The 24,783-nt window shown below is 43.2% G+C and carries 22 protein-coding genes and 1 pseudogene; 6 read left to right on the top strand and 17 right to left on the bottom strand.

The window, feature by feature from the left end:
* Positions 1–5: 5 nt before the first annotated feature.
* The 6 genes from recA to trmB form a co-directional block, all read right to left on the bottom strand.
* On the bottom strand, positions 6–1,079 hold the full coding sequence (gene recA, locus L3D27_RS08470; RefSeq protein ID WP_284674617.1) for a recombinase RecA: 1,074 nt from the start codon (positions 1,077–1,079) through the stop codon (positions 6–8).
* Positions 1,080–1,751: 672 nt separating this feature from the next.
* Positions 1,752–1,940 carry a hypothetical protein gene (locus L3D27_RS08465; protein ID WP_284673252.1) on the bottom strand — a complete coding sequence of 63 codons (189 nt, stop codon included), beginning with the start codon at positions 1,938–1,940 and terminating at the stop codon, positions 1,752–1,754.
* Positions 1,934–2,284, bottom strand: coding sequence for an endonuclease/exonuclease/phosphatase family protein (locus L3D27_RS08460; RefSeq protein ID WP_432480915.1), 351 nt, complete (start codon positions 2,282–2,284; stop codon positions 1,934–1,936). The genes L3D27_RS08465 and L3D27_RS08460 overlap by 7 nt, the downstream gene beginning before the upstream one ends.
* Positions 2,245–2,799 carry an endonuclease/exonuclease/phosphatase family protein gene (locus tag L3D27_RS08455; RefSeq protein ID WP_432480914.1) on the bottom strand — a complete coding sequence of 185 codons (555 nt, stop codon included), beginning with the start codon at positions 2,797–2,799 and terminating at the stop codon, positions 2,245–2,247. Before L3D27_RS08455 ends, L3D27_RS08460 begins: the two co-directional genes overlap by 40 nt.
* A 413-nt stretch (positions 2,800–3,212) precedes the next feature.
* Positions 3,213–4,664: an NAD-dependent succinate-semialdehyde dehydrogenase gene (locus L3D27_RS08450; protein WP_432480913.1), complete on the bottom strand. Its 1,452-nt coding sequence runs from the start codon at positions 4,662–4,664 to the stop codon at positions 3,213–3,215.
* Positions 4,665–4,953: 289 nt separating this feature from the next.
* Positions 4,954–5,733, bottom strand: coding sequence for a tRNA (guanosine(46)-N7)-methyltransferase TrmB (trmB, locus tag L3D27_RS08445; RefSeq protein WP_432481904.1), 780 nt, complete (start codon positions 5,731–5,733; stop codon positions 4,954–4,956).
* Positions 5,734–5,891: 158 nt separating this feature from the next.
* On the opposite strand from trmB, the gene L3D27_RS08440 reads away from it, so the two are divergent.
* Positions 5,892–6,830 carry a DUF2628 domain-containing protein gene (locus tag L3D27_RS08440; RefSeq protein ID WP_432480912.1) on the top strand — a complete coding sequence of 313 codons (939 nt, stop codon included), beginning with the start codon at positions 5,892–5,894 and terminating at the stop codon, positions 6,828–6,830.
* Complete coding sequence (locus tag L3D27_RS08435; protein ID WP_432480911.1) at positions 6,827–7,564, top strand: TraX family protein; 738 nt, start codon at positions 6,827–6,829, stop codon at positions 7,562–7,564. Before L3D27_RS08440 ends, L3D27_RS08435 begins: the two co-directional genes overlap by 4 nt.
* Positions 7,565–7,573: 9 nt before the next feature.
* Here L3D27_RS08435 and L3D27_RS08430 read toward each other — a convergent pair whose 3' ends face one another.
* The 6 genes from L3D27_RS08430 to queE all read right to left on the bottom strand — a co-directional run bounded on the left by L3D27_RS08430 (position 7,574) and on the right by queE (position 14,341).
* Positions 7,574–9,847, bottom strand: coding sequence for a primosomal protein N' (locus L3D27_RS08430; RefSeq protein ID WP_432480910.1), 2,274 nt, complete (start codon positions 9,845–9,847; stop codon positions 7,574–7,576).
* Positions 9,848–9,896: 49 nt separating this feature from the next.
* A complete protein-coding gene (locus L3D27_RS08425) occupies positions 9,897–10,280 on the bottom strand; it encodes a Rid family detoxifying hydrolase (RefSeq protein WP_284673247.1) in 384 nt (127 codons plus the stop codon).
* 333 nt (positions 10,281–10,613) lie between these two features.
* Positions 10,614–12,830, bottom strand: a complete 2,217-nt coding sequence (locus L3D27_RS08420) for a RelA/SpoT family protein (protein WP_373627634.1) — start codon at positions 12,828–12,830, stop codon at positions 10,614–10,616.
* A gap of 217 nt (positions 12,831–13,047) precedes the next feature.
* The gene (locus tag L3D27_RS08415) at positions 13,048–13,197 is read right to left on the bottom strand and encodes a hypothetical protein (protein ID WP_373627636.1); all 150 of its coding nucleotides are present in this window, start codon (positions 13,195–13,197) and stop codon (positions 13,048–13,050) included.
* Positions 13,198–13,256: 59 nt separating this feature from the next.
* Complete coding sequence (rpoZ, locus tag L3D27_RS08410) at positions 13,257–13,526, bottom strand: DNA-directed RNA polymerase subunit omega (protein ID WP_284673245.1); 270 nt, start codon at positions 13,524–13,526, stop codon at positions 13,257–13,259.
* A gap of 71 nt (positions 13,527–13,597) precedes the next feature.
* A complete protein-coding gene (gene queE / locus L3D27_RS08405; protein ID WP_432480909.1) occupies positions 13,598–14,341 on the bottom strand; it encodes a 7-carboxy-7-deazaguanine synthase QueE in 744 nt (247 codons plus the stop codon).
* Between the two features lie 133 nt (positions 14,342–14,474).
* On the opposite strand from queE, the gene L3D27_RS08400 reads away from it, so the two are divergent.
* Positions 14,475–14,879 carry a hypothetical protein gene (locus tag L3D27_RS08400; RefSeq protein WP_432480908.1) on the top strand — a complete coding sequence of 135 codons (405 nt, stop codon included), beginning with the start codon at positions 14,475–14,477 and terminating at the stop codon, positions 14,877–14,879.
* Positions 14,880–15,037: 158 nt separating this feature from the next.
* On the opposite strand, the pseudogene L3D27_RS08395 reads toward L3D27_RS08400, so the two are convergent.
* The 5 genes and pseudogenes from L3D27_RS08395 to L3D27_RS08375 form a co-directional block, all read right to left on the bottom strand.
* Positions 15,038–15,184 (bottom strand): annotated as a pseudogene (locus tag L3D27_RS08395) (TM2 domain-containing protein); the annotation flags it as partial.
* Between the two features lie 82 nt (positions 15,185–15,266).
* Positions 15,267–16,085 carry a 2,3,4,5-tetrahydropyridine-2,6-dicarboxylate N-succinyltransferase gene (gene dapD / locus L3D27_RS08390; protein ID WP_432480907.1) on the bottom strand — a complete coding sequence of 273 codons (819 nt, stop codon included), beginning with the start codon at positions 16,083–16,085 and terminating at the stop codon, positions 15,267–15,269.
* Positions 16,086–16,202: 117 nt separating this feature from the next.
* The gene (locus L3D27_RS08385; protein ID WP_373627639.1) at positions 16,203–17,126 is read right to left on the bottom strand and encodes an alpha/beta fold hydrolase; all 924 of its coding nucleotides are present in this window, start codon (positions 17,124–17,126) and stop codon (positions 16,203–16,205) included.
* 278 nt (positions 17,127–17,404) lie between these two features.
* Positions 17,405–18,469: a lipoyl synthase gene (gene lipA / locus L3D27_RS08380; RefSeq protein WP_432480906.1), complete on the bottom strand. Its 1,065-nt coding sequence runs from the start codon at positions 18,467–18,469 to the stop codon at positions 17,405–17,407.
* Positions 18,470–18,841: 372 nt separating this feature from the next.
* Positions 18,842–19,591 carry a TSUP family transporter gene (locus L3D27_RS08375; RefSeq protein WP_432480905.1) on the bottom strand — a complete coding sequence of 250 codons (750 nt, stop codon included), beginning with the start codon at positions 19,589–19,591 and terminating at the stop codon, positions 18,842–18,844.
* 132 nt (positions 19,592–19,723) lie between these two features.
* Between L3D27_RS08375 and L3D27_RS08370 the strand changes: the two genes are divergently transcribed.
* The 3 genes from L3D27_RS08370 (at position 19,724) to L3D27_RS08360 (ending at position 24,764) form a co-directional block, all read left to right on the top strand.
* A complete protein-coding gene (locus L3D27_RS08370; RefSeq protein WP_284673238.1) occupies positions 19,724–20,440 on the top strand; it encodes an aspartate/glutamate racemase family protein in 717 nt (238 codons plus the stop codon).
* A 204-nt stretch (positions 20,441–20,644) separates the two neighbouring features.
* Positions 20,645–21,922 carry a dicarboxylate/amino acid:cation symporter gene (locus L3D27_RS08365; RefSeq protein WP_432480904.1) on the top strand — a complete coding sequence of 426 codons (1,278 nt, stop codon included), beginning with the start codon at positions 20,645–20,647 and terminating at the stop codon, positions 21,920–21,922.
* Between the two features lie 217 nt (positions 21,923–22,139).
* Positions 22,140–24,764 (top strand): bifunctional aconitate hydratase 2/2-methylisocitrate dehydratase, encoded by a 2,625-nt coding sequence (locus L3D27_RS08360; protein ID WP_432481903.1) that lies wholly within the window; start codon positions 22,140–22,142, stop codon positions 24,762–24,764.
* Positions 24,765–24,783 lie beyond the last annotated feature (19 nt).

The raw sequence follows: 24,783 nt of genomic DNA, 5'->3' as shown, positions 1-24,783 counted from the left end.
GCTACCTAAAATAGGTTTTTATCTTCCATGCCTTCAATAAATTCAGGCGGTTCGCCAGCGTCAGCATCGTGATCTGGCGGTGTGGTATCTTTGCTCATTTTTTCTTGACGAATCTTGGCTTCAATTTCTTGGGCAAGCTCTGAATTTTCAGCAAGATATTTTACGGTATTGGCCTTACCTTGTCCGATTTTGTTATCGCCATAGCTGTACCAAGCACCAGATTTGCCAATAGCACCGATATCTACGCCCAAATCAACAACTTCGCCCAGATGGTTGATGCCTTCGCCATACATGATTTGGAAGTCGGCTTGGCGGAATGGAGGAGCCATCTTGTTTTTTATAACCTTGACGCGAGTTTCGTTGCCGACAATTTCTTCGCCTTCTTTGATTTGCCCAACTCGTCTAATATCTAGGCGTACAGAGGCGTAGAATTTTAGAGCATTACCGCCTGTAGTGGTCTCAGGCGAACCGAACATGACGCCGATTTTCATACGGATTTGGTTAATGAAAATCACCATACAGTTGGAGCGTTTGGCGTTACCTGTGATTTTACGCAAAGCTTGGCTCATCAGGCGTGCTTGTAGACCCATATGGCTATCGCCCATTTCGCCTTCAATCTCAGCTTTTGGCGTTAGAGCAGCAACTGAGTCCACGACAATCATGTCCACCGCACCTGAACGCACGAGCATATCGGCAATTTCAAGGGCTTGCTCACCGTTGTCGGGCTGAGAAACCATAAGTTTGTCAATGTCTACGCCTAATTTGCGGGCGTAAATGGGATCTAGGGCGTGTTCGGCATCAATGAATGCACAAGTACCACCTTGCTTTTGGCATTCGGCGATGGTTTGTAGGGTGAGCGTGGTTTTACCAGAGCTTTCAGGTCCAAAAATCTCAATGATTCTACCTTTAGGCAAGCCACCGATACCTAAGGCGATATCAAGTGATAGCGAGCCTGTTGAGATGACATCAACATCTATTTTGGCAGATTCATCGCCTAGATACATGATGGTGTTTTTGCCAAAGCTTTTCTCAATCTGAGCCAGTGCTGCTTTGAGTGCTTTTTCTTTATTTTCGTCCACGCTACCGGTAGGTTCTTTCGCTTTACTCATGTTGTACCTGTCTGTTATCCAACTAAAATTATCTGTGTTTTAAAGTCAGCTTATTATAACATAATCATTATTGAGTTTTCACTCATCGCTTCGCTTTTATGTGTGTTATTTTTGTTGCTCGGTGTGAGTGCCGATGAATGAGGTTGGGGTATTTTGCTTTAGGTGATTATTGGCTAGGTAAGTGGCGCTATCTTCACAGCTTTGACTAAAAAGATGAAATTATCCACAGGTTTCACAAAGAGAAATTGATGGTTTTCGTGGAACATTTTTGTTAATTTTTACTAAAAACGACATAAAAAATAAAGCGAAGTTTATAGAAAAAATTATTTTATAAATTATTGATTTTATTTGATATTTTTAAATCATGTCCAAAGAAGTGTGAATTGTTTTTGTGCGTTGTAAGTGTTTATTTATAAGGCCTTTATGATTTTTTCTACTGCTTTTCCACAAAGTTATCCACAGATTTTGTGGATAAATTAACAAGGGGTGTGCAAAGTTAGTTGGTGTAAGCGTTGGCGGAATTTTGTCAATGGTTCTAAGGCTTGGTGCTCATTTTACTGATTGTGAATGATTGATGGGGGTGTTGCAATGTTTCACAAAAGATAATAAGACGCTGTATTGTGAAACTTTATTTAGATTGCATTAATATTTGGTTTTAATCACTTCTTGATTGGGGTTGTTTTTGGCGATTTTGTCTAATGTTTCGTGGATATCATCGCTACTTGGCGTGGGTTCTGTGGGTTGGGCGTTGTTTGGTTGATATTGAAATTTGCCATACACAGGGAAATGGTCAGAGCCGATGTTAGGAAGAACTTGAATGTCCTTTACCATAAAGTCTCGGCTATGAAAATGTGATCAAGTGGCCAGCGAAGTAAGGGGTAGTTGGCGTGAAAGGTGTTAAAGAGTCCACGCCCTTTGTGTGGGTCTAGTAGTCCACTGATTTTTTGGAAAAGTTTGGAGGTTGATGACCATGCCACATCATTAAGATCGCCAAATACCAATACAGGCTCATTCATGAATTCAATCTCACGCCCTACCAGTAGCAGTTCAGCATCTCTATCGGTGGCGGACTCGGTGGGACTAGGAGGCATGGGGTGTAAACAGTATATGTAAACCCAATCATTTGAGTGAAGTTTTAGTCTGGATTTGATGGAGGGGATGTCTCGGTCACCCAATGACGAATCTCACTATCTGCAAGCTCTAAGCGACTGTATAGGTGCATACCATAAAGGTTGTCAAGGGGGATTTTGACGGTATGATGGTAACCGCAATCCATGAGTGTATCAAGTTGACTTTGCCACCATTCATCGCTTTCTAGAGTCAGTACAATGTCTGGCTGCAACTGATGAATCTGATTAAGTAGTAGGTGTGCTTGATGATTGTGGGTGAGTACATTGGCAGTCAACAAAGATAAAGTGCGACTGTCATCAGCCCCATAATAACTGTGCACCTTAGGTGGGTAAAGGCGGGTATAAACGATTATTTGACTGACTTGATATAAAAAACACAAGCCATTAACAATGGCGATTAACCAAAAGACTTGGTGGTGAGCATGAGCAAAAGCCATGCCTATTGGTGGACAAATTAAATTTGCAACTGCGATTTGCAATCTAGGAAAGTCAAAAATGCGAAACACCCAATGGTCATGCTTGACAAAAGGTAGGAGTGTTGCCACTATGGGAAACAACATTAAGCAAAACCAACCATATTCTAGCATGGTAAAAAACACAAGACACCTACTCGCTACTCATAAAGGTTTAGTATAGCAAATTTTAATCAATGGAAAAGTTGGTTTTTGTTATTTTAGGTTAGTTTGCCTATGACTTATGAATGATTAATGAATGGCTAATTGTGGGGTGAGAATGGCTGTTGTGCAATGCTTAGGTGTTAAAACTTGTCTGTATAAAGGGCTAGGTGGCTATCATGGCGGTTGTGGTAAATCAGTTTTGACCAGTGATAAATCCCCATCGCTAATCCAAGTTACCCAATTAAGGGTTTAAGATGGGTATTTAAGACCAGTACATCAGTATTTGTACTGGTCTTAATAGGTGTTCACCCATATGTTTTAAAGACCTAATGCCAAGCGGTCTGTGTTGCGGGTGTTTAGCTGATTTGCGTGCACCAGTATTTTGTGCTGATGTACTCTTCTATGCCGTATTTTGAGCCTTCACGCCCAAACCCTGACTGCTTTACTCCACCAAAAGGAGCAACTTCGGTGGATAAAAGCCCTGTATTTTGGGCGACCATACCGTATTCTAGGGCTTCGGAAACTCGCCATGCTCGGGCATGGTCTTGGGTGTAAAAATAAGCCGCCAATCCATAGGGGGTGTTGTTAGCGTGTTCAATGACTGTCTTTTCGTCATCAAACACAAAAATCGGAGCAATCGGGGCAAATATTTCTTCGTGAGCGATATTCATGTCGTCACTAATGTCAGTGATGATGGTGGGTAGAAAACAACGGCTGTGAGTAGGGTGGAGTGTGCCACCTGTGATGAGTGTGGCTCCTTTATCTGTCGCATCCTTGAGTAGGTTTTGGGTTTTTTTAATGGCGGTATCATTAATCAAGCAGCCAATATTTGTGCCATCTGTTAGACCATCGCCTACCGTCAGTGCTTCTACTTGGGCTTTAAATTTGTGAATGAATTCGTCTTTGATGGTCTGATGAACATAAATACGGTTGGCACATACGCAAGTCTGTCCTGCATTGCGGTATTTGGACATCATCGCACCATGGACTGCTTTATCAATATCGGCATCATCAAAAACGATAAAAGGTGCGTTTCCGCCCAGTTCTAAGGAGAGTTTTTTGACTGTTTTGGCACATTGCTCCATGAGTAGTTTGCCCACTTGAGTGGAGCCTGTAAAGGAGAGTTTTTTGATTCGTTCATCGCTTGTCAAAACGCCACCAATTACTTCTGCTTGACCTGTCACAATTTGTAGTACGCCCTTAGGAATGCCTGCTTGAATGGCAAGCTCGCCCAAAGCAAGAGCGGAAAAAGGTGTCTGGCTGTCAGGTTTGACTACGATGGTGCAACCAGAGGCAAGGGCAGGGGCGACTTTGCGAGTAATCATCGCTGATGGAAAGTTCCATGGCGTGATGGCGGCACACACACCGATGGGTTGCTTTAGGACGACATAACGCAATTTGTTGTTTGTGGGGGGTATGACATCGCCATAAAGTCGCTTGGCTTCTTCAGCAAAGAAACGGATAAAGCTATTGGCATAACCAATCTCCCCAAGAGATTCTTTTAGGGGTTTGCCTTGTTCGGTTGTCATAATGATGGCTAGGTCTTCACGATTTTCATCAATCAAATCCGCCCATCGGTGCAATACGGTCGCTCGTTCATTGGCGGTTAGGGCTGCCCATGATGGCTGAGCTTGGCAGGAAAAACCGATGGCTTTTGTAACTTCATCGGCAGACAAGTCAGGAATTGTGCCGATTTTTTTATCATTAAAAGGATTAAAAACTTCAATGATGTTGGCAGATCTGGCAGACTGCCATGTGTTATCAATGAGAGCTTGCTCGTGGAATAAGGCAGGGTTGGTTAATTTCATAAAAATCCCCTTGTCAAATGGTGGTTGGCTAATTGATGTGTTCAATGAGTATTTAACATTTGGTACAAATTAGCACCATCCATCCATTTAAACAAGTGGTTTTCTGTTAATAATCAAAATCAAGCCAACACCACTGCCTTAACATGATGTCAATGTAGGTTGTATCGTCAAAAAGCCACACGTTGGTTTTATCGGCGTTCTTGCTAAAGAGCAATCGTTTTTGACTATTTGTTAAAACCTAGCAACTAAAAATGACCAAAAGGTGCTAGGTTTTTTGGTGTTTAATGAGTTATGGGTTGTGATTGATTTTTTGGTAAATCAAATCCCAAGAAGGGCGACCGTAATCTTGTCCACGCTTTTCAAATTTCGTCTGCGGGCGAAAATCAGGGCGGGGCGTGAATTTACCTTGTCCTGCTGTGTTTTTAAAGTCTGGCATATTGTTCAGTACTTCAAGCATCCACATTGCATAGTGTTCCCAATCAGTTGCGGCATGAAATAGACCGCCAGTTTTTAGCGTGCGAGAGACGATTTGCATGCGATGCGTGGTTACAAAGCGTCTTTTGTAATGACGTTTTTTTTGCCATGGGTCTGGAAAATACAGCTGTACGGTGTCTAGATGTTCATCAGGTAGGTTTGATAATAAAGCGATGGCATCGCCGTTTAATACTTTTAGGTTAGTCATACCTAGTTCATGAGCCAAATAAGCCACACGACCGATACCAGGTTCATGCACTTCAATGCCGACAAAATTACGCTGTGGGTCATTTTGAGCCATCTCAATCAAGCTGTCGCCCATACCAAAGCCAATCTCAAGCGTGATGGGTGCATCAGCACCGTTTGGCATATCAGTAAAATAGGCACGCAAATCGTTGATATTGCTAACATCGCCAAGCCGACCAAGTTCAAAGCCATGATTGATGACATAAGGGGCGTAGGTGCTATCGGTCAATGCCAGTTCACTGGCTTGGCTCATGTGTGTACGCCGTTTCATGAAGGTGTCAATCTGACGAAACTGTTCGGGAGTTTGGGCTAAGCGAGCTATCTGCTCACTGATGGTCTCAGGATTCATGTCGGGGGTCTGTCTGTCCCCACCGACAGGGGTTAAAAATTCTTGATTTGGTTCTGTCATGGCTTTATTTGTATGAAAAAAAGGCGTAAAATGTACAAGCCGTCATTATAAGTCAAGCCACCTGCAACCGCAAATACTTTTCCATTTTTAGCGTCATTATGTTTCGTCTGCCATTTTTAGAAGACACAACCCCGCCACCATTTTATCAAGCGAATCTTGGTGAAAAAGAACGAACCGAATTGGATCGGTGGTTTATTGGGCTGCGGTCTCAGCGTTATTATCTTAAGCGGTTTCATCAGTTTGATGAGATAGGTTGTCTGCACGCACGCTGGCACTGGGCGGCGTTTTTTTGTACTTTTGGCTGGCTTTTGTACCGAAAGCGTTATCTGGACTGTGTGGTGTACTGTGTGGCAGGTTGGTCATTCATCAAGGTTAATATCGCCATTGTTTTGGCGGTGCTTGAATTTAGTATTATTGGTTTTTTGCCTGAGCAATATCAGATGGGTAGTCGCATTGGTGTGGGTTTGGCTGTCTGGCTGTTTTGGGCAAGTATGGTGGCACGATGGGCGGATGCTTATTATTATCGCACGGCTCGGCGAGAGATTGCTGATGCTTTAGAATTTTACCCCAGAAATAAAGATGAACAAAAAAATCACCTAAAGCAAGAAGGTGGGGTGAGCTTGGTTGGTATGTCAGTGGCATTTGCCATGTTTGGGGCGATGATGGCGATTGTGATTGGGCAATTTATGCCTATTATCGCTACACAAAAAGAGCAGGCGGTTATCTTTGAAAGCTATCGTTCAGCAAAGGCGGTACAAAATCGAGTAGAAATCATCTACCAAAATACACAGTACTGCCCAGTTGCCTTACCTGTATCTACGGATAATCAGCGTGTATCAATGGAAGTTGTCTCAAGCGTGGCAGGCGTGTTGACTGACTGTGCGGTGGTGGCAAAGGTATCGGGTGCTAGCTATCCTGTGCGATATCTTAATGGCGAGACGCTTGTCATCTATCACACTCAAGATGAAAAAGGAAAAGATATCTGGCGGTGCCAAACTTCACTTAACAAAAAACGCCACCCAAAAAGCTGTATATGATGAATGCACAGCGGACGACCAGATGGGGGTTAGATGCCCTGTCGCTAAAGTGTATCGCCATGTTTGCGATGACGCTTGACCATCTGGCGTGGGTGTTTGTTGATGTGGAGAGCTGGCTGTCTGAGGGGCTACACTTTATTGGACGACTTGTTGCACCACTGATGGTGTATTTTTTGGTGGTTGGGTTTTATCACACCAAAGACATCAAGGCTTATGCCATGCGACTGCTTGTATTTGCTTTGATTGCACAGCTACCTTATTGGTTGTTTAGTTTATCTATTGAACAGATATTGCTGGGCGTGGCATGGCAGGAGTATCTGAGGGGTAATGTGCTATTTACCTTATTGTTTACTTTGGTGGCACTTGTGGTATGGCATTCCGATTGGCATCCTGTGGTGAAAGCGACTGGTATTTTGGCATTATATCCTATGGTGCAGTTGGCAGATTATGGCTTTTCGCTTGTGGTGATGTCGCTTGTTTTTGCCTATTTTTATTCTAATAAGCACACAATGCTACTGGCTTATGTACTGCTATCGCCTGTGTTTTATGTGCTTACTTATGGTTTTTATCCCACCATAGGTCTTGGGCTGATGCACTTTGGTGTATTGCTTGTTGTACCGTTGATTTATTATTTTGATGGTCGTAAAGGTAAGCAGGTGGGTGGTCGCTATGTATTTTATTGGTTTTATCCTGTGCATCTAAGCGTTATTGCCGTGCTTGATTATGCGGTGTAGCCCCAAGTATTACCAACCTATTGGGTCAATATCAAGCGAGATTCTCACGCCTTTTAGGTCTGAGTTGGCTAAGATGTCTTGCCAGTGTGTCACCAAAACGGTGTGTAAGGTCTTTCGGTCTTTGGCAAGAAGTAGTAGCTGAGTGTGGTACTGGTTATTTTTTTTGCTCATCGGTGCGTCTGTGGCGTTACTTTTAGCAAGATTGGGCGTGTTGGGTATTTGTTGGGCAATGCTACTGATGGCAAGTCGAGCACGAGCAAGGTCTTGGCTTTGTGCACGAATTAGGGCGGCATGAGCATAGGGGGGTAGCCCTAACAGCTTTCGCTCGCCAAGTAAAGTCTTGGCAAGTGCCAGATAGCCATGATTGATGAGTGTCAGCAATAAGGGATTGGTGGGTTGTCTGGTTTGAATCAATACTTCACCCATTTTATCAGCACGACCTGCTCGTCCCGCAACTTGTATGATTCTTTGGGCGGTGTGTTCGGGCGAGCGAAAATCAGGCGATAAAAACCCTAAGTCCGCATCAGCAATCACAACCAAAGTAACATTAGGAAAATGATGACCTTTGGCAATCATCTGCGTTCCAACCAAAATCGCAGGCTGATTGGATAGAATCTGTTCATACATACGCTCCCAAGCACCTCTTTGACGCATGGTATCCTTGTCGATTTGCCAAATGGGGTGGGTTTGGTGTGTGGTTTGGGGGTTGGCAAAGATGGCGTGTAGTTGCTCGGTCAGCTTGCTTGTCCCAAGTCCTAAATCCTGCAGGTTATGGCTATTGCATTTTGGGCAGGTGGTGGGGCTGTGCGTACAAAAACCACAGTGATGACATTTTAACTGTGATGATGGGTGCTTGTGCAAAGTCAGATGGGCATCACAATGCGGACAATCTGCCTGCCAACCGCACGCATCGCATAGCAATATTGGAGCATAGCCACGCCGATTTAAAAAAATCAACACCTGCTCACCCAAAGACAATCGCTGTTTGATGCGTCTTACACTTTCATCGCACAATAAGGTTTGTTGCTCTTGCCCACTCATCTGAACGATATTTCTTGTACCTAGACGGATATCCACCAAACGCAAAGGAGCGGACTTGGCGTTGCCTGCTCGGATGTGTAGCTGACATTCGGTAAGTTTGCCATCTTGAGCGAGTTTGAGATGTTCAAGGCTTGGCGTGGCTGTGCCAAGTACGATGGGAATGTTAAGTTGGTATGCTCGCCACATTGCCACATCACAGGCGTGATAGCGTAGATGGTCTTGTTGTTTGTAGGAGCTATCATGAGCTTCATCAATGACAATCAATCCTAAATTAGCAAATGGATACAGCACGCTTGAGCGTGTGCCGATGACAATCTGAGCCTCTCCGGACTTGGCAGCTTGCCAACCGTGCAAACGGTCGCCATCACTCATGTTTGAATGTAGAACGCAGATATTGGCGGTAAATCTTGAGCTAAATCTTGTTTTGGTTTGTGGAGTGAGCCCTATTTCTGGCACCAAAATCAGCACTTGTTTATTGGCTGATAAAGCTTGCCATATGGCGTGTAGATAGACTTCGGTTTTACCAGAACCTGTGATGCCATTGAGCAAGATGCCCTGATAATTGCCATTTATCATGGACTGCTTAATAATCTTAAAGGCGGATTGTTGCTCATCATTAAGTGATAAGGGGGCGTCTTGCAGTTTGGCAGGCTGAGTGTTTTTGGAGCTTGTTGTGATAAATGAGGTGATTAGCCCTTTTTCTTGCAAGGTTTTTAAGGTGGTTTTGCTGATACCCATATCAAGCAGGTCTGGCTCGGCTAGCTTGGCTGGACTGTCTTTGATGGCATTGATGGCTTGCCATTGTTTTTTGGCAGTTTTTTTGAGTTGGGTGGTGATATGTTCATCATCAATACCATCTAAAAGCCGCCAAAAGGTTGTTTGTTGTATGGCAGGTTTTCCTTGATTGATAAAGCTAGGCAACATGACAGGTAGCGTCTCGCCGAGTGGATAATGGTAGTAGGAGGCTAACCATTGTGCCAAATTTAACAGATGGTCATTAATGATGGGTGTGGTATCAATGACGCTTCGTATTGGTTTTAGTTTCTCATAAGGAATGTTAATATCCTTAACAGAGATGTGTGAGATGATGATGCCGACAAGTTCTTGGCGACCAAATGGCACACGCACCCGAGAACCAACGGTCGGTAGTATGCCATTATCTAAGCAGGATAGAGGGCATAGGTAATCAAACAGCTGATACAGGGGTGTGGGCAGGGCGATGCGTAATAAGGTAGTGTGCATGATGATAAAGGCTTGTCTGGCAAGCCCTTAGAGCAACGAAATCATAAAATCAAGCATCAAGATGTAATATTGCTTCAATCTCAACCACGCCACCTTTTGGTAATGCTGCAACTTGTACGGCAGCACGAGCAGGGTAAGGTGCGTTTAGGCGTGCATCAAAGATTTTATTTAATACAGCAAAATCATTTAGATCGGTCAAAGAAACATTGAATTTTACGGTATCGCTGAGCGTACCACCTGCTGCTTTAGCGATGGCAGATAAGTTGTCAAAGGCTTGTTCGGCTTGGGCTTTAAAACCTTCTTTTAGAGTCATGGTCGCAGGGTCTAATCCGAGCTGACCTGAAATATAGACAATATTGCCAACTTTGATGGCTTGGGAATAAGTGCCAACAGCGGCAGGGGCTTTGTCGGTGTGAATGACTTGTCTGGTCATGGGTATTCCTTTGTGTTTGTGCTTACAATGGGTTGGGTGTCCATCATAGATTGAGGGGTAATTTGATACAATAACACTGGCTATCTTTTGGGGTATGATATTAAATCTTGATGACCCCATAAACTCATCTCTGACTTATTGGCTTAGATGGGTTTTTAAGATATTGTCAGTAGTTTTTGGTTATTGGTTTACCAAAATGTGCTACTTGCATCTGTGAGCTTCAATCGTCTCTACAATGCCATCTTCATCAGCGAGCTTTGTTTGGTGATATTTATGATAAAACAAAGCCTGCTATAAATTCAAGCATTTTTTGATTGATGCATCTATCCTAAGTTAAGCGTGGTTATGATGGTGGTATAGTCGCATGATATTTGGATAGCCTAAAATTTGGCGTAAAACATGAATGCCCTCTTCAAGATGTTCTCGAGAGCGAACGACCACATTGAGCGTGGTTGTGCCTACCTTACTATTTTTATCTTTGATATCAGCCTTAACAGAGGTGTGTTCAACGCCGATATTTAAGGCACGAAGCTCATAGATGGCTTGGCTTATTTGCTCTTCGTTTAGCATGGCAAAGATACGCAGTGACGCTGAGAAATGCAGTTGGTGACTGTCATGATTGATTTTGATGTCATCTTTCCAATGCACTTGAATAATCTGGTAGGGGTTGGCGGCACGAATGGTGTTTAGTGAATAGCATTTGTGGCGATGAATGACCAGTCCATGACGAGCGGAGAGATGACCGACAATGTGGTCGCCATAAATAGGGTTGCAACATTTAGCAAAGGTAACCTCAACGCCTTTTACCCCTGCAATGAGATGCTTGGATTGGGTGATTTCATTACCATCGGCGATATCTACTTCCTCACTAAATAATCGTGAGACCACTAACTGTGCCAATAGTGAACCTGTGGCGATTTGTAGGAATATATCACGCTGGCTGTCCACACCACGCCATGCTAAGATATCAGCCCATTTGCTATCGGTAATGTCTTCAATGACCTTGTCATAGGCTTTAAGGGCTCGCATGAGAGCTTCTTTACCTGCATATTCTTTTTGGTCATCTGGTAGGTGTTTTAGAAACTTTAGAATCTCACTGCGTGCTTTATTGGTCGCCACAAAACCTAACCAATCAGCCTTTGGTGTGGCATTTTTGTCGGTGTCAATACTCACTGAATCACCATCTGCCAGTACCAAGCCTAGCTTGCCATGCTCGCCATTGATGTCAGCACCGACAGCGATATTGCCAATGGCAGGACCGACCGCATAAGCAAAGTCTAAAGCGGTTGAACCACGAGGCAGTTCATAAGCACGACCCTGCGGACTATAACAGACGATTTTTCGTTCGTGCAGGTAGTTTAGTAGCTCATCGATAATGGCAACAGAGTATTCATTGTTTTCTTGGAAGTCTTGTCCAGATTCGCTATTAGCAAGGGCTTGCATATTGCGAAGGCTGGCTTGGACGACAGAATGGCTGATATCCCCTTTATCTTTACTAATCACACCTAGGCGAGCCGCTTCTTGCATTCTTTTGGTTAGCAAGGTGATTTTGATGTGGTTATAATCTTGTTCGTAAATGAGCGTGAGCGATTGGTTGCCACCTGCTTGGGGCTTTCTAATGTTATCACGAATCATCTCATCACTGATTTCGTATTTTTGCACCAAATAGCACGCCAGTTTATCACAAGACTCAATGTCATCAAGCACAACTTCAAAGTCATATTGGCGAATCAGTCGGTTGATTTGCCCACGATTTTTAAAAAATTGGCGGTACATGGAGGTGCGGTTGTCAAGAACTTGTACATGACCGCTTAGGTTTAGATGGCTTAATAAATTTTGTAGATAAGTGCTGATTTCAATCTTTTGGAAGTTACGACCCAATCCGTGTTGAAGTAGCTTGTCAGTAAATTTGTTATACATCTCAGGGTTGAGATTGCGATAGCACAAAAGCTCAATATAATCGGCAATGTCATTTAACCCCATGATGCGAGCAAAAGGAATGTAGAAGTCTAGCGTTTCGTTGGCGGTGCGTTTTTGTTTTTCGGGACTGACCGCATCTAAAGTGGACATATTATGCAAGCGGTCGGAGAGCTTGATGATGAGAACACGAGGGTCGGTCAAGGTGGCAGTGAGTATCTTATGAAAGGTGGCCGCTTGGCTTTGTTGCTTATTCATGCTTGACGACCTAAGTTTGGTTACGCCATCAACAAGCCGTGCAACCGTCTCGCCAAACTCTGTTGTGAGCATTTCTTTTGTTACTTCGGTGTCTTCTACTGTATCATGTAAAATCGCTGAGATGATAGTATCTTTATTCAGACGAAACCCTGCCAAAATTTCCGCCACTGCAATGGGGTGGGTGATGTACGGCTCGCCCGATTTGCGTTTGTCCTTAATGTGTGCCACATCGCCAAAATGACACGCACGCAGAATGTCTTCATGCTCTTGTTGCTCTAGGTAGCTGACCGCACGCATTAAGCTATCACGAGATTCATCGACTAGCGGGTGGCTAAGATGGGTAGGAATGTCATGCGGATGGTAGTTGGCTAGCATAGGTACTCTTGGTTGGTAAATGATAAATGGGCTCACTAAGAAAGCCGTGTGGTTGTACAAATAAGTTGTATCAATCAACATTGATTATAAATATCAATTATCTGCAACATTGTCAATAGATTGTTCTATCATTTTATCACTTTTATACGAATAATGGCATAACAAACCGTGATTTAATCCAATAAGAAGCGAATTTTTAAATTGGGTTTTATCTCATTTATGGCAATGTTATAAAGATGTCATAAAAATGACTTAAACTGACATTTTGGCTTGCCAGTGATATCGGATAGATTGGGTGTTGATGGATAAATGCGTAGGGGTCTGCTTGTGATGGGTTGGTTGTGATTGCCAGATTGTTAAATGTCATAAAAAGACCGCACTTTGTGGGCGGTCTTTGATTAACAAAAGTGGCTTTTAAGCAAGTGCTTAAAAATCATCAGGTGTTAATTTTGAGAAATCAACAAATTCTGGTGTTTTGATGACAATCTCTTCATCTGGCTCATCCAAAATGGTGCGAGTAATGTTGCCAGAGGCAATCTCACGAAGTGCCAAAACGGTAGGCTTATCATTTTCAACGGTTACAGTCGGTTCAGCACTGCCTTTAGCCAGTTGGCGTGCACGCTTGCTTGCGACCAAAATCAGCTCAAAACGGTTATCGACATTGTCAAGACAGTCTTCAATAGTAACTCGTGCCATGGCTCTCTCTTTGCTAAATTCATGAATAATCGCTTATTTTAGCAAATTACATTCATCTTTAAAAGCATTTTTTATTTACCTCGTGCATCCGCCCAGATGATTTTGTGTAACTGTAATTGCAAGCGTACGGGCAGACCATCCGCCAAAATCCATTCGGCTAATTGCACAGCAATGTTTGGCACATCGGATCTTCGTTCATCAATCTCAAACATTGGCGAAAACCACACTACGGCACATTTTTTATGTAGCTCATATTGCCATAATTTTTCCACCGCCCATTCATAATCGGTGCGATCAGCAATCACGATTTTAATTTGGTCGTGGTTGGTCAGATGACCAAAGTTCTCCCATAAATTCCGCTTGTTCTCGCCGGAGCTTGGCGTTTTTAGATCCATGACTTTGGATACGGCAGGCGGGACATCTTTGACTGACAAAGCTCCTGCGGTTTCTAGTGATATATCATAGCCATGTTCTAAGAGTAGTTTCATCAGGGCAATGACATTGGGCTGGGCGAGCGGCTCTCCGCCTGTGATACATACTCGCTTGCAAGGAAAACTGGCGATGTGAGTCAAAATCTCATCAAGCCCCCATCGTGCACCGCCTGTAAAGGAATAGGTTGTATCGCAATAAGTGCAACGAAGTGGACAGCCTGTCAAGCGAATAAAAATGGTCGGTAGACCAGCAGCTAGAGCTTCACCTTGCAAGGAATAAAAAATTTCGGTCAAGCGAAGTCCTGCCAATGGGTCGGTGGTGGGGATTTGGGTGTTTCGCAGTTGGCTGGTTTTGGACTGGGGGTGTTTTGAAGCGGTGGACATATTGATGATAAATACTAAAGAAAACCTAGTATTTTAGCAGATTTTCAGATGATTGGGTAATTTTAATAATCACTTGACAAATAAATGGGGGGGGGTAAGATACAATCACTAAACCTCATCATAAGGAACAACAATGCTCTATACATACAAAGAATTTGAGACCATTAATCATTTTTCCACACCAAACACCCTAACAAATGATGAATTGGAACTGATTTTGGCATATTTACAAGGTATGGTCAATTTGTGGTGTGCTGTTTGTGGCGATAAGCCTTTTTCGGCAAGGGATTTTATCGGTGGCGAAAATTATGATTGGAAAGGCACGCCTTTGATGGCAGCTTGGGAAGGGCGTTATAACCATTATAGAAGAGAATATCCAGACGAGACGAGCGAAAATTTGGCTGAATGGACACACGGACAATGTGCCAAAGATGTGGGGCATTTATTAAAACAAGTACTTATCAAGCATCGTCAGCGTCATTTTGTATCATTAAAAGGATTTGGTAACGCTTATCAATGGATCAAAGATAAGAAATAATAGTTAATGCCAAGCTTAGCTTGAAATACTAAGTCTCATTTTAAAATTTTAAATTTTATCATCAATTTAGCCAAAAATAAAAAAGACGAACATCTAGTCCGTCTTTTTTATTTTTAAAGAATTAATTTTGAATAAAATCGCCATTGGCATCGGTAAATTTACCAACAATAATCATAATCAATCAATGCCCAAATACCAAATCCACCAAAGGTAATCAGTTGCAAAATACCAGTCCCAATCTTACCCACATAAAAACGATGAACACTAAAGCCACCCAAGAAGAAACAAAGCAAGGCAGTGGCAACAAAGGATTTATCAGATTTTTACATAACAATTCCTTAAAAATTGCGATAAAAGAACAGTCGTTAAATCAGCCCACAAGCAACATTAATCCGCTCTTAGCAAATCGTTGATGGACGTTTTGGCACGAGTTTGGGCGTCTACTTTTTTGACGATAATGGCGGCATATAGGCTGTATTTACCACAAGGGCTTGGTAGGTTGCCAGGAACAACAACCGAACCTGCCGGCACTCGTCCGTAGTGAATCTCGCCTGTTTCACGGTCATAAATTTTGGTTGATTGACCGATATAAACGCCCATTGAGATGACCGAACCTTCTTCAACAATCACGCCTTCAACGATTTCACTTCTTGCACCGATAAAGCAATTGTCTTCAATGATGGTTGGATTGGCTTGAAGTGGCTCTAAAACACCACCAATGCCCACACCGCCTGATAAGTGAACATTTTTACCAATTTGGGCACAGCTACCCACCGTTGCCCAAGTATCAACCATTGTCCCTTCATCTACATAAGCACCAATATTGGTATAAGATGGCATTAAGATGACATTTTTGGCGATGTACGAGCCTTTGCGAGCAACCGCAGGGGGAACGACACGCACGCCTGCGTTTTTATAGTCTTCTTCTGTCCAGCCGTTGAACTTGGTATCTACTTTGTCATAAAAACCAAGTTCGCCTGTATTCATAGGCTTGTTGTCATTGATTTTAAAAGAAAGTAGCACGGCTTTTTTGACCCACTGATAAACCACCCATTCATCATTGATTTTTTCGGCAACACGCAGTGAGCCATTATCAAGACGGCGAAGTACTTCTTCAACAGCAGAGCGAATGTCAGCAGGGCAGTCGGTAGCACCAAAGCTGTTGCGGTTTTCAAAGGCTGTTTCGATGATTTGTTCAAGACTCATAAAAATTCCTATAAAAAAAGAGTTAATCAAATGATGTTAGATTATTTTACCACAACTTCTTACTCATTATCATAAGTTTTCAATAAGTTTTATCAATCATGGCTTTTGTTTATCGTGTTATATTAACCAGTGCAAAATGTCTTGATATACTTTATTTTTGGCGGTTTCGTGCAGTGGTTCATGTCTCATGTTGGGATATAGTCGAGCTTGCGTATTCTTATCTGAACTCACCAATTCATCAAAAATTTCATCGATGTCTTGCCCCATACGCCCCACAGGGTCATCTTTGCCACTGACGAGCAAAATGCGAAAGTTTTTGGGGGTGTGGGCGTACCATGTGGGTGATGTGGCTTTTTTGATGAGAGTTTGTAGAGCGATAAAACCATTGTTGCTAAACGCAAAACCGCACAAAGGATCGACTTCAAAGGCTTTGATGTTATCGGTATTTTCAGATAGCCATGCAAAGGGTGAGACAGATATCGGATAGCGGATTTGTGATAGCAGGTAGTCATTTAAAAGCATGGCAAAATACCTATTGGTTTTTTTGGGGTTTAGGTAGTGGATTACCCCAAGCGTGGTTAGAGCAAGGCGGTTCATCAGCCCAAAACTATTGCCCGTCCCCATGAGTATCGCTCCATGAAAACTTGTGGCGTGATGGGTTAGTACCGTTCGTACAATGAACGACCCCATTGAATGCCCCATGATGTAGTGAGGAATGGGGCGGTCAGTTAGGGTGCAGGCTTTATCTTTTAATTTATCCGCCATAATAACAACATCTTTACATAGGGCTTGGACGGGGTGTTTTTCATCGATAAAGCCAAGTTCGTACTTGTCTTTGACCGTCCGTCCATGCCCAAGCTGATCATAAGTGGCAACCAAGATACCATGATTGGCAAGAAACCTAGCAAAATCGGCATAGCGTCCGCTATGTTCACTCATGCCGTGTACAATAAGTAGGCTTGCCTTGATGTCGCCTTTTGGCATAAAAAAAGTGTGGTGTAGGCGGTGAATGCCGTTTGATGAGAGAATGGTTTGAGTCATGATATCTGTTCTGTATTTAACTATATACTGCCTGTCGTGCGATATGATCAGTATTGTCGCCAAAAAGTTGTTACTATCTTTAAGGTGGTTTGTGTCAATCCGCCAAAAGTAAGTCGGTATAACTTGGCTAAGATATGGCAGTTTGCCAGTTTTGAGAATCAATGGTTTAAAATAGTGTATCAACCAGCCATCGCTTTGACACAATACAAGACTGACAGTTTTTGGAAAATCAACTGACAAAATAGGACGATAAACTCGCCCTAAATGTTTATGTTGTGTTAAAAACACCCAGTTTTTTCGCCTTTTTCGGCTTTTGCCAGTTTCTCTTCGGCAAGTGCTTTGGCTGAACGCACAGGTGGTGGGCAAGGCTCGCCATAATATTGGCGGTCAGCAAAATAACTTGAACGCACCATTGGGTTCGCCCAAATGTTAAAAAAGCCTAACTTTTTGCCATATTCGGTATATCTAGCAAATTCATCAGGGTGTACATATCTATCCACAGGGGCGTGATTTTTACTTGGAGCAAGATATTGCCCAATGGTGATGATGTCCACATCGTGTGCTTTTAGGTCGTCAAGCAAGCGATAAACTTCTTCTTCACTCTCGCCAAGCCCTACCATAAATCCGCATTTGGTAGCAATGTCTGGACGGCGTGCTTTGTATTCTTTTAATAGCTTTAACGAATGCTCATAATCTGAACCTGGTCGAAACGCCTTGTATAGGCGTGGCACGGTTTCAATGTTGTGGTTGAAAACATCAGGAGCGGTTTGGCTTAAAATATCCAATGCCAGTTGCTCTCGTCCACGAAAATCAGGTACCAAAATTTCAATCAAGCAGTTGGGCGATAAAGCACGGCTTTCGTTGATAACCTCAGCAAAGTGTCCTGCACCACCGTCTTTTAGGTCGTCTCTATCCACGCTAGTGATGACGGCATATTTTAGCCCAAGCCCCAAAATGGTCTCGGCAGTATGGCGTGGCTCGTCTGTGTCAAGCGGATTGGGTCTGCCATGTGCCACTTCGCAAAACGGACAACGGCGGGTGCAAATATCGCCCATAATCATAAAGGTGGCTGTGCCATCGCCAAAACATTGGGGTAGGTTGGGGCAGGCAGCTTCTTCACAGACTGTATAGAGTTTTTGCTGGCGGAGTGTGCTTTTAATGCGTTCAACTTCGGCAGGGCTAGATAATTTGACACGAATCCAATCAGGCTTTTTTGGGGTTTCTAAGTTTGGAATAACCTTAATGGGGATACGAGCCACTTTGTCATAGCCACGCAATTTTTCGCCTTGAACGGCTTTTTTTGGAGCAGGCTTAGGGCTTGGGGTGTGGGTTTGGACAGACATAAGTTATACTTTAAAAATTAAATAAAAGAAAGAAAAAATTAGACCAATTTTACGCTATTTTTATATAAAAAGCGATCATCTTGATAAAAAACTGCCATGCTTAGAATTTTAATCAAAAACATCTTGTGGCTAGACTAGATAGTCCGATGAGTAAATGTGCCATGATTACCATAACAGATTGACTGTTGATTGGATAAAAAGCATGATTTAAGCTATTTTGAGTTTTTATGGTGGTGGTAATTGCTAGAATGTATCAACACAAAAGTAAATGCCATAACAGTGAAACTTTAAAAATAATAACATAAAAACTAAGCGTTAAGTGAGCTTGGTTCTGATGGTTTGCCCATTAAAGGTAATTTGTGATTAAAATCTTTACCAAAACACATATCTTGCGACCATACAAAAACACATTAGCACAATCATTGGGCGAATGTATTTTGCTCCGCCTTTGACGACCATATTAGTTCCCAATACTGCACCAATGACTTGTCCGACAATCATCACTGCACCAACCAGCCAGACCACCTGACAGCCAATGATAAAAAAGATGAGACTTGCAATATTGGTGGCAAAGTTGAGCAGTTTGGCATTGCCTGTTGCTGTTACCAAGTCCATGCCTCGACCAACCACGCTAGAGAGTGAAAAAAATGTTCCTGTACCTGGTCCAAAATAGCCATCATAAAACCCAATGATAGGCACAATCCCTTTTTGCCAAGCATTGTGTGAGATTTTGGCTTTTTGTTTTATGGCACCCAAATTGGGTGAAAATAGTGTGTAAAGTCCCATTATCCCAACGACCACAGGAATGGCGATTTTTAAAAATTCTGGTGGCGATAGCTGTACCAAAACCGCTCCAATCGCTGAGCCAACAAAAGCAAGAATGAGAGCGTTTTTGATGTATTTGGGGTGGGTAACTCCCTTTTTTATCATTGCTAGGCTTGCTGACAATGAGCCTGCCGAGCCTTGCAATTTGTTGGTGGCAAGAGCGGCGACAGGGTTCATGCCTGTTAGCAGTAGGGCAGGAATGGTCAACAGTCCGCCTCCGCCTGCCACAGCGTCCACAAAACCTGCAAGTATCGCCACAAAAAATAAAATGCCTAAAAGCTCAAAGGTTAGTTCCATATGCTGATGTATGAATGCCAAAAAAGTTGCCCGTATTGTACTAAAAAACAAGCAGTAGATAAATGAAAAACTTTTAAACTGGTTGCTAAAATTTGTTAACATAATTCTTTTTTAAATTAGAAGGAAAATTCAGTGTCAAACAAAAAACCCACTATCGGTATCTTGGGTGGTATGGGACCGATGGCAAGTGCCGATATGTTTTTAAAATTCATTAAGTCTGCTCACGCCACAAGCGACCAAACGCACATTCCGCTCATCATCTCATCCATACCTGATATACCTGACCGCTCCGCCTATCTCCTTAGTGATGGGGCTGACCCTTATCCTTATTTGTATGAATATACGCATAATCTCGTCAAGGCGGGGGCGGACTGCATGGTCATTGCGTGCAACACTGCTCATTATTGGTTTGATCGACTTCAGGCTGATTTTTCGCACATCACCATGCTGTCTATGATTGATGTAGCGGTGGCGTACGCCAAACAAAGTGGACATACGAATATTGGTATTTTGGCAACCAACGCCACTTTGGCAACCAATCTATATAAACACAAAATACAAGAAGCTAATCTTAACTACATCGCCCCAGAAGACAACACGCTTGTCATGCAAAGCATTTATGATTATAAGGCAGGGCGAATTGATGAGGCGACTACCTTGATGCAATCTGAGCAGGACAAACTGTTTGATAAAGGGGCGAGTGCGTTGATTATGGGTTGTACCGAAGTGCCACTTATTTTAGCCAATGACGCAAAAGCCAATCCTAATGCCTATATTGATGCCACACAGGTATTGGTGGATAGGGCGATTGCTTGGTATCGTGAGGCGATTGCTCAAGCGAACGGTTAATTATTAAAAATATTGATATGCCTATTGACTTAATTAATAAGCTTTCTTAAAATGTTGTGATGGGGCTTTTTGCCATCAAATGGAAGTTTGTTTTTGTGAACAGTCTTACTTAATAGGTCAGTAAATCAATTTTAAGCCATTGTTTGTGATATAAACACGGTGGCTTGTTTTATTTTTCTCATGACAAAATAGCAAGGGTGTGCGATGTCTATTTTAAAATTATATTTTAAATCCAATCTGCTGATTCGCATTTTATTGGCACTGATTCTAGGGGCAGTAGGCGGATTGATTATCGGTAATTCGCCGAGTGTGATGGCGGTGCTTGCCCCACTTGGCGAGATTTTTGTGCGACTACTAAAAATGATTGTTGTGCCTGTCATTGCTAGCACGCTCATTGTTGGTGCAAGTTCCATCACCCCAGCTCAGCTTGGACGCATTGGTGCTAAAACTTTGATTTATTATACCATCACTTCTATTTTTGCCATCATCATCGGACTTGGCATTGGTGCTTTAATCAAACCAGGTAGTGGACTTAATTTAATTGCTGATGCTGCCGCTGAAGGTAAAGTGGCTCAAGCCCCAACTGTCATTCAAATCCTACTTGACATCATTCCCACTAACCCTATTGGTGCAATTTCTGGCGGTCAAGTGCTACCGATGATCTTTTTTTGCTTGGCGTTTGGTATTGCTCTTGCCTTTGGGCGTGATAGCCATGATGAACAAATCAAAAAAAGTTCGGATACGGTGTATTATTTTGTAGATGGTGTTAGCCAAGCGATGTTTAAGATTGTCGGCTGGGTAATGCAATATGCACCAATTGGTGTGTTCGCTTTGATTTTTGGGGTATTTGCCAAAAATGGTGCGGTGGCTTTTGGTTCTTTAGCAAGTGTTACTGTTTCGGTTTATTTAGGGCTTTTGCTACAAGTCGTGTTGGTGTACTGCGTGATTTGTGCGATGTTTAAATTATCGCCAATGATTTTTTTAAACAAGGTTCGCCCTGCCTTGATTACCGCTTTTGTTACTCGTTCATCTGGAGCGACTTTGCCTGTCTCTATCCAGACTGCTCAATCCATGGGCGTGCCAAAGTCAGTGTATAGCTTTGCTTTGCCAGTCGGCTCAACGATGAATATGGACGGCACAACCGTATATCTTGGCGTGTGTGCGATTTTTATCGCCAACGCAGTGGGCATGCCTTTGACTGTCGATCAGATGATTACTGTAACCTTAACGACGGTATTGGGTGCTATAGGTACGGCAGGCGTGCCTGGAGCCGGAGCGATTATGCTGTTGATGGTGCTTGAGTCTATTGGACTACCTGTTGAAGCTGACTCTGTAGTGGCGATTGCTTACGGCATGATTTTGGGTATTGATGCCATCTTGGATATGGGGCGTACTTCAATGAATGTGGTGGGCGATATCGCAGGTACAGCCGTTGTTGCCAAACAAGAAAAAACACTAGATGAGGCGGTGTGGAAATCTTAACCAAATCATTGACAAATCCGCTCAATTTACTGGGCGGATTTTTTGGTATTTTTAAAATAAATATTGGCTATCTTACTATAACCTTTTGAAACTTTGATAAATTTGCGGTATGATAGCTTAGTTTCTTTTTTCTTTGGTGTAGGCACTTTTGTGGCGACACAAAGCACCCAACGCACCGTTTTTACAACAATAACCTAAGGAACTTGTTATGTCCAATATGTTAGCCGAATACAGAGCCCACGTTGCTGAGCGTGAAGCCTTAGGCGTACCACCACAGCCATTGACCGATGCCCAAACTGCTGATTTGGTAGAACTTCTAAAAAATCCGCCAGCGGGTGAAGAAGACTACTTGGTGAATTTATTTGAAAACCGTGTGCCAGCAGGGGTTGACCAAGCTGCCTATGTGAAAGCTGCTTTTTTAAATGCCATTGTTAAAGGCGAAGCAACTTCTCCACTTGTCAGCAAAGAGCGTGCGGTATATCTGCTAGGTACGATGCTTGGTGGTTATAATGTTGCACCACTTGTTGAGCTACTTGATCATGCTGAGCTTGGCGGGCTGGCAGCAGAAGCACTTAAAAAGACGCTGTTGGTATTTGATGCGTTTCACGATGTAGAAGAAAAAGCCAAAGCAGGTAATGCTAATGCTAAAGCTGTACTACAATCATGGGCGGAGGCTGAGTGGTTCACTAGTCGTCCTGATGTGCCTAGCGAGATGACCATTACTGTATTTAAAGTAACTGGCGAAACCAACACAGACGACCTATCTCCTGCCCAAGATGCGTGGAGTCGCCCTGACATTCCACTACACGCTAACGCCATGCTAAAAAATGCCAGAGATGGTATCAACCCAGAAAAAAATGGTGAAGTAGGACCGCTAAGCCAAATCAAAGAGCTGATTGCTCGTGGTAATCCTGTTGCCTATGTGGGCGATGTTGTGGGTACTGGCTCTAGCCGTAAATCAGCAACTAACTCTGTATTGTGGTTCTTTGGTGATGAGATTCCTTATATTCCTAACAAAAAAGACGGCGGTGTATGCTTAGGTGGCAAAATCGCACCGATTTTCTTTAATACCATGGAAGATGCTGGAGCGTTGCCTGTTGAGATTGATGTTGTTGATATGAACATGGGTGATGAGGTTACCTTAAAGATTGATCATGCAACTGCAACTGTGACCGCCTTTAAAAACGGCACACAGATTGCTGAATCTAAGCTAAAAACTCCTGTGCTACTAGATGAAGTGCGTGCAGGTGGTCGTATTAACCTAATCATCGGTCGTAACTTGACAAGTAAGGCTCGTGAAGCGTTAGGTCTTGAGCCTTCAACCTTGTTCCGTATTCCAGAGCAACCTGCTGATACAGGCAAAGGCTTTACTTTGGCTCAAAAAATGGTTGGTCGTGCGTGCGGTCTGCCAGAAGGTCAAGGCATCCGTCCAGGCACTTACTGCGAACCTAAGATGACAACCGTTGGTTCACAAGATACCACAGGACCGATGACTCGTGATGAGCTAAAAGATTTGGCGTGTTTGGGCTTCTCGTCCGACCTAGTCATGCAGTCATTCTGCCATACCGCTGCTTATCCGAAGCCGATTGATGTTGTTACGCATCATACCTTACCTGACTTTATCATGAACCGTGGTGGTGTAAGTTTACGCCCAGGCGATGGCGTGATTCACTCGTGGCTAAACCGCATGCTACTACCTGATACTGTAGGTACTGGTGGTGACAGTCATACTCGTTTCCCGATTGGTATTTCATTCCCAGCAGGTTCTGGCTTGGTGGCGTTCGCTGCTGCCACAGGTGTGATGCCACTTGATATGCCTGAGTCTGTACTGGTGAAATTCAAAGGCAAAATGCAACCTGGCATTACCTTGCGTGATTTGGTACACGCCATTCCTTACTATGCCATTCAAGAGGGTGATTTGACCGTTGAGAAAAAAGGCAAGAAAAACATTTTCTCTGGCCGTATCCTAGAGATTGACCTAACTGAGATGGAAAATGATTTGACTGTTGAGCAGGCATTTGAACTGTCTGATGCATCTGCTGAGCGTTCGGCAGCAGGCTGTGCCATCACGGTATCTGAAGAAAAAGTCGCTGAATATCTGCGTTCTAATATCGTCATGTTAAAATGGATGATTAGCGAAGGTTATGGCGATGCTCGTACTTTGGCTCGCCGTGCTGAGAATATGCAAAAATGGCTAGATAACCCTTCGCTATTAAAAGCTGATCCAGATGCTGAATACACCAAAGTGTACGAGATTGACCTAGCTGACATCAAAGAGCCAATCTTATGCTGTCCAAATGACCCTGATGATGCTAAGCTACTATCAGAAGTTGCTGGCGATAAGATTGATGAGGTGTTTATCGGTTCGTGTATGACTAACATCGGACATTTCCGTGCTGCAGGTAAGTTGTTGTCAGAAGTGCCAGCAGGCAGCCTAACCACTCGTCTGTGGATTGCACCACCAACCAAGATGGACGAGAAACAACTGATGGACGAAGGTTACTATAATACCTACGCCCAAGCAGGGGCAAGAACCGAAATGCCAGGTTGTTCTTTGTGCATGGGTAACCAAGCTCGCATTGCACCAAATTGCACCGCTGTTTCAACTTCTACTCGTAACTTCCCGAACCGTCTGGGTCAAGGGGCGAATGTATATCTAGCATCTGCTGAACTTGCTTCTGTGGCATCGGTACTAGGCAAATTGCCAACCGTTGAAGAATACATGGCGTACGCAGGTAAGCTAGAATCTATGGAAGCAGAAGTTTATAACTATCTAAACTTTGACCAAATGAATGAGTATACCGAAAAATCAGACAAAATCAGCGTGGCACAACTTGCCTAACCTGATGACTGATTAAAAG

Source organism: Moraxella sp. ZY200743, from assembly GCF_050885545.1.
GTDB lineage: Bacteria > Pseudomonadota > Gammaproteobacteria > Pseudomonadales > Moraxellaceae > Moraxella > Moraxella haemolytica.
The sequence above is the reverse complement of the archived record's forward strand: the minus strand, read 5'-3'. Positions and strand labels throughout refer to the sequence as shown.

What these genes read in the sequence shown, in the direction of transcription:
- L3D27_RS08465 (WP_284673252.1), bottom strand. Translation starts at nt 1,940, where the DNA reads ATGGTAAAGGACATTCAAGTTCTTCCTAACATCGGCTCTGACCATTTC.
- L3D27_RS08455 (WP_432480914.1), bottom strand. Translation starts at nt 2,799, where the DNA reads ATGTTGTTTCCCATAGTGGCAACACTCCTACCTTTTGTCAAGCATGAC.
- L3D27_RS08450 (WP_432480913.1), bottom strand. Translation starts at nt 4,664, where the DNA reads ATGAAATTAACCAACCCTGCCTTATTCCACGAGCAAGCTCTCATTGAT.
- trmB (WP_432481904.1), bottom strand. Translation starts at nt 5,733, where the DNA reads ATGAATCCTGAGACCATCAGTGAGCAGATAGCTCGCTTAGCCCAAACT.
- L3D27_RS08440 (WP_432480912.1), top strand. Translation starts at nt 5,892, where the DNA reads ATGTTTCGTCTGCCATTTTTAGAAGACACAACCCCGCCACCATTTTAT.
- L3D27_RS08435 (WP_432480911.1), top strand. Translation starts at nt 6,827, where the DNA reads ATGATGAATGCACAGCGGACGACCAGATGGGGGTTAGATGCCCTGTCG.
- L3D27_RS08430 (WP_432480910.1), bottom strand. Translation starts at nt 9,847, where the DNA reads ATGCACACTACCTTATTACGCATCGCCCTGCCCACACCCCTGTATCAG.
- L3D27_RS08425 (WP_284673247.1), bottom strand. Translation starts at nt 10,280, where the DNA reads ATGACCAGACAAGTCATTCACACCGACAAAGCCCCTGCCGCTGTTGGC.
- L3D27_RS08420 (WP_373627634.1), bottom strand. Translation starts at nt 12,830, where the DNA reads ATGCTAGCCAACTACCATCCGCATGACATTCCTACCCATCTTAGCCAC.
- L3D27_RS08415 (WP_373627636.1), bottom strand. Translation starts at nt 13,197, where the DNA reads ATGACATTTAACAATCTGGCAATCACAACCAACCCATCACAAGCAGAC.
- rpoZ (WP_284673245.1), bottom strand. Translation starts at nt 13,526, where the DNA reads ATGGCACGAGTTACTATTGAAGACTGTCTTGACAATGTCGATAACCGT.
- queE (WP_432480909.1), bottom strand. Translation starts at nt 14,341, where the DNA reads ATGTCCACCGCTTCAAAACACCCCCAGTCCAAAACCAGCCAACTGCGA.
- L3D27_RS08400 (WP_432480908.1), top strand. Translation starts at nt 14,475, where the DNA reads ATGCTCTATACATACAAAGAATTTGAGACCATTAATCATTTTTCCACA.
- dapD (WP_432480907.1), bottom strand. Translation starts at nt 16,085, where the DNA reads ATGAGTCTTGAACAAATCATCGAAACAGCCTTTGAAAACCGCAACAGC.
- L3D27_RS08385 (WP_373627639.1), bottom strand. Translation starts at nt 17,126, where the DNA reads ATGACTCAAACCATTCTCTCATCAAACGGCATTCACCGCCTACACCAC.
- lipA (WP_432480906.1), bottom strand. Translation starts at nt 18,469, where the DNA reads ATGTCTGTCCAAACCCACACCCCAAGCCCTAAGCCTGCTCCAAAAAAA.
- L3D27_RS08375 (WP_432480905.1), bottom strand. Translation starts at nt 19,591, where the DNA reads ATGGAACTAACCTTTGAGCTTTTAGGCATTTTATTTTTTGTGGCGATA.
- L3D27_RS08365 (WP_432480904.1), top strand. Translation starts at nt 20,645, where the DNA reads ATGTCTATTTTAAAATTATATTTTAAATCCAATCTGCTGATTCGCATT.
- L3D27_RS08360 (WP_432481903.1), top strand. Translation starts at nt 22,140, where the DNA reads ATGTTAGCCGAATACAGAGCCCACGTTGCTGAGCGTGAAGCCTTAGGC.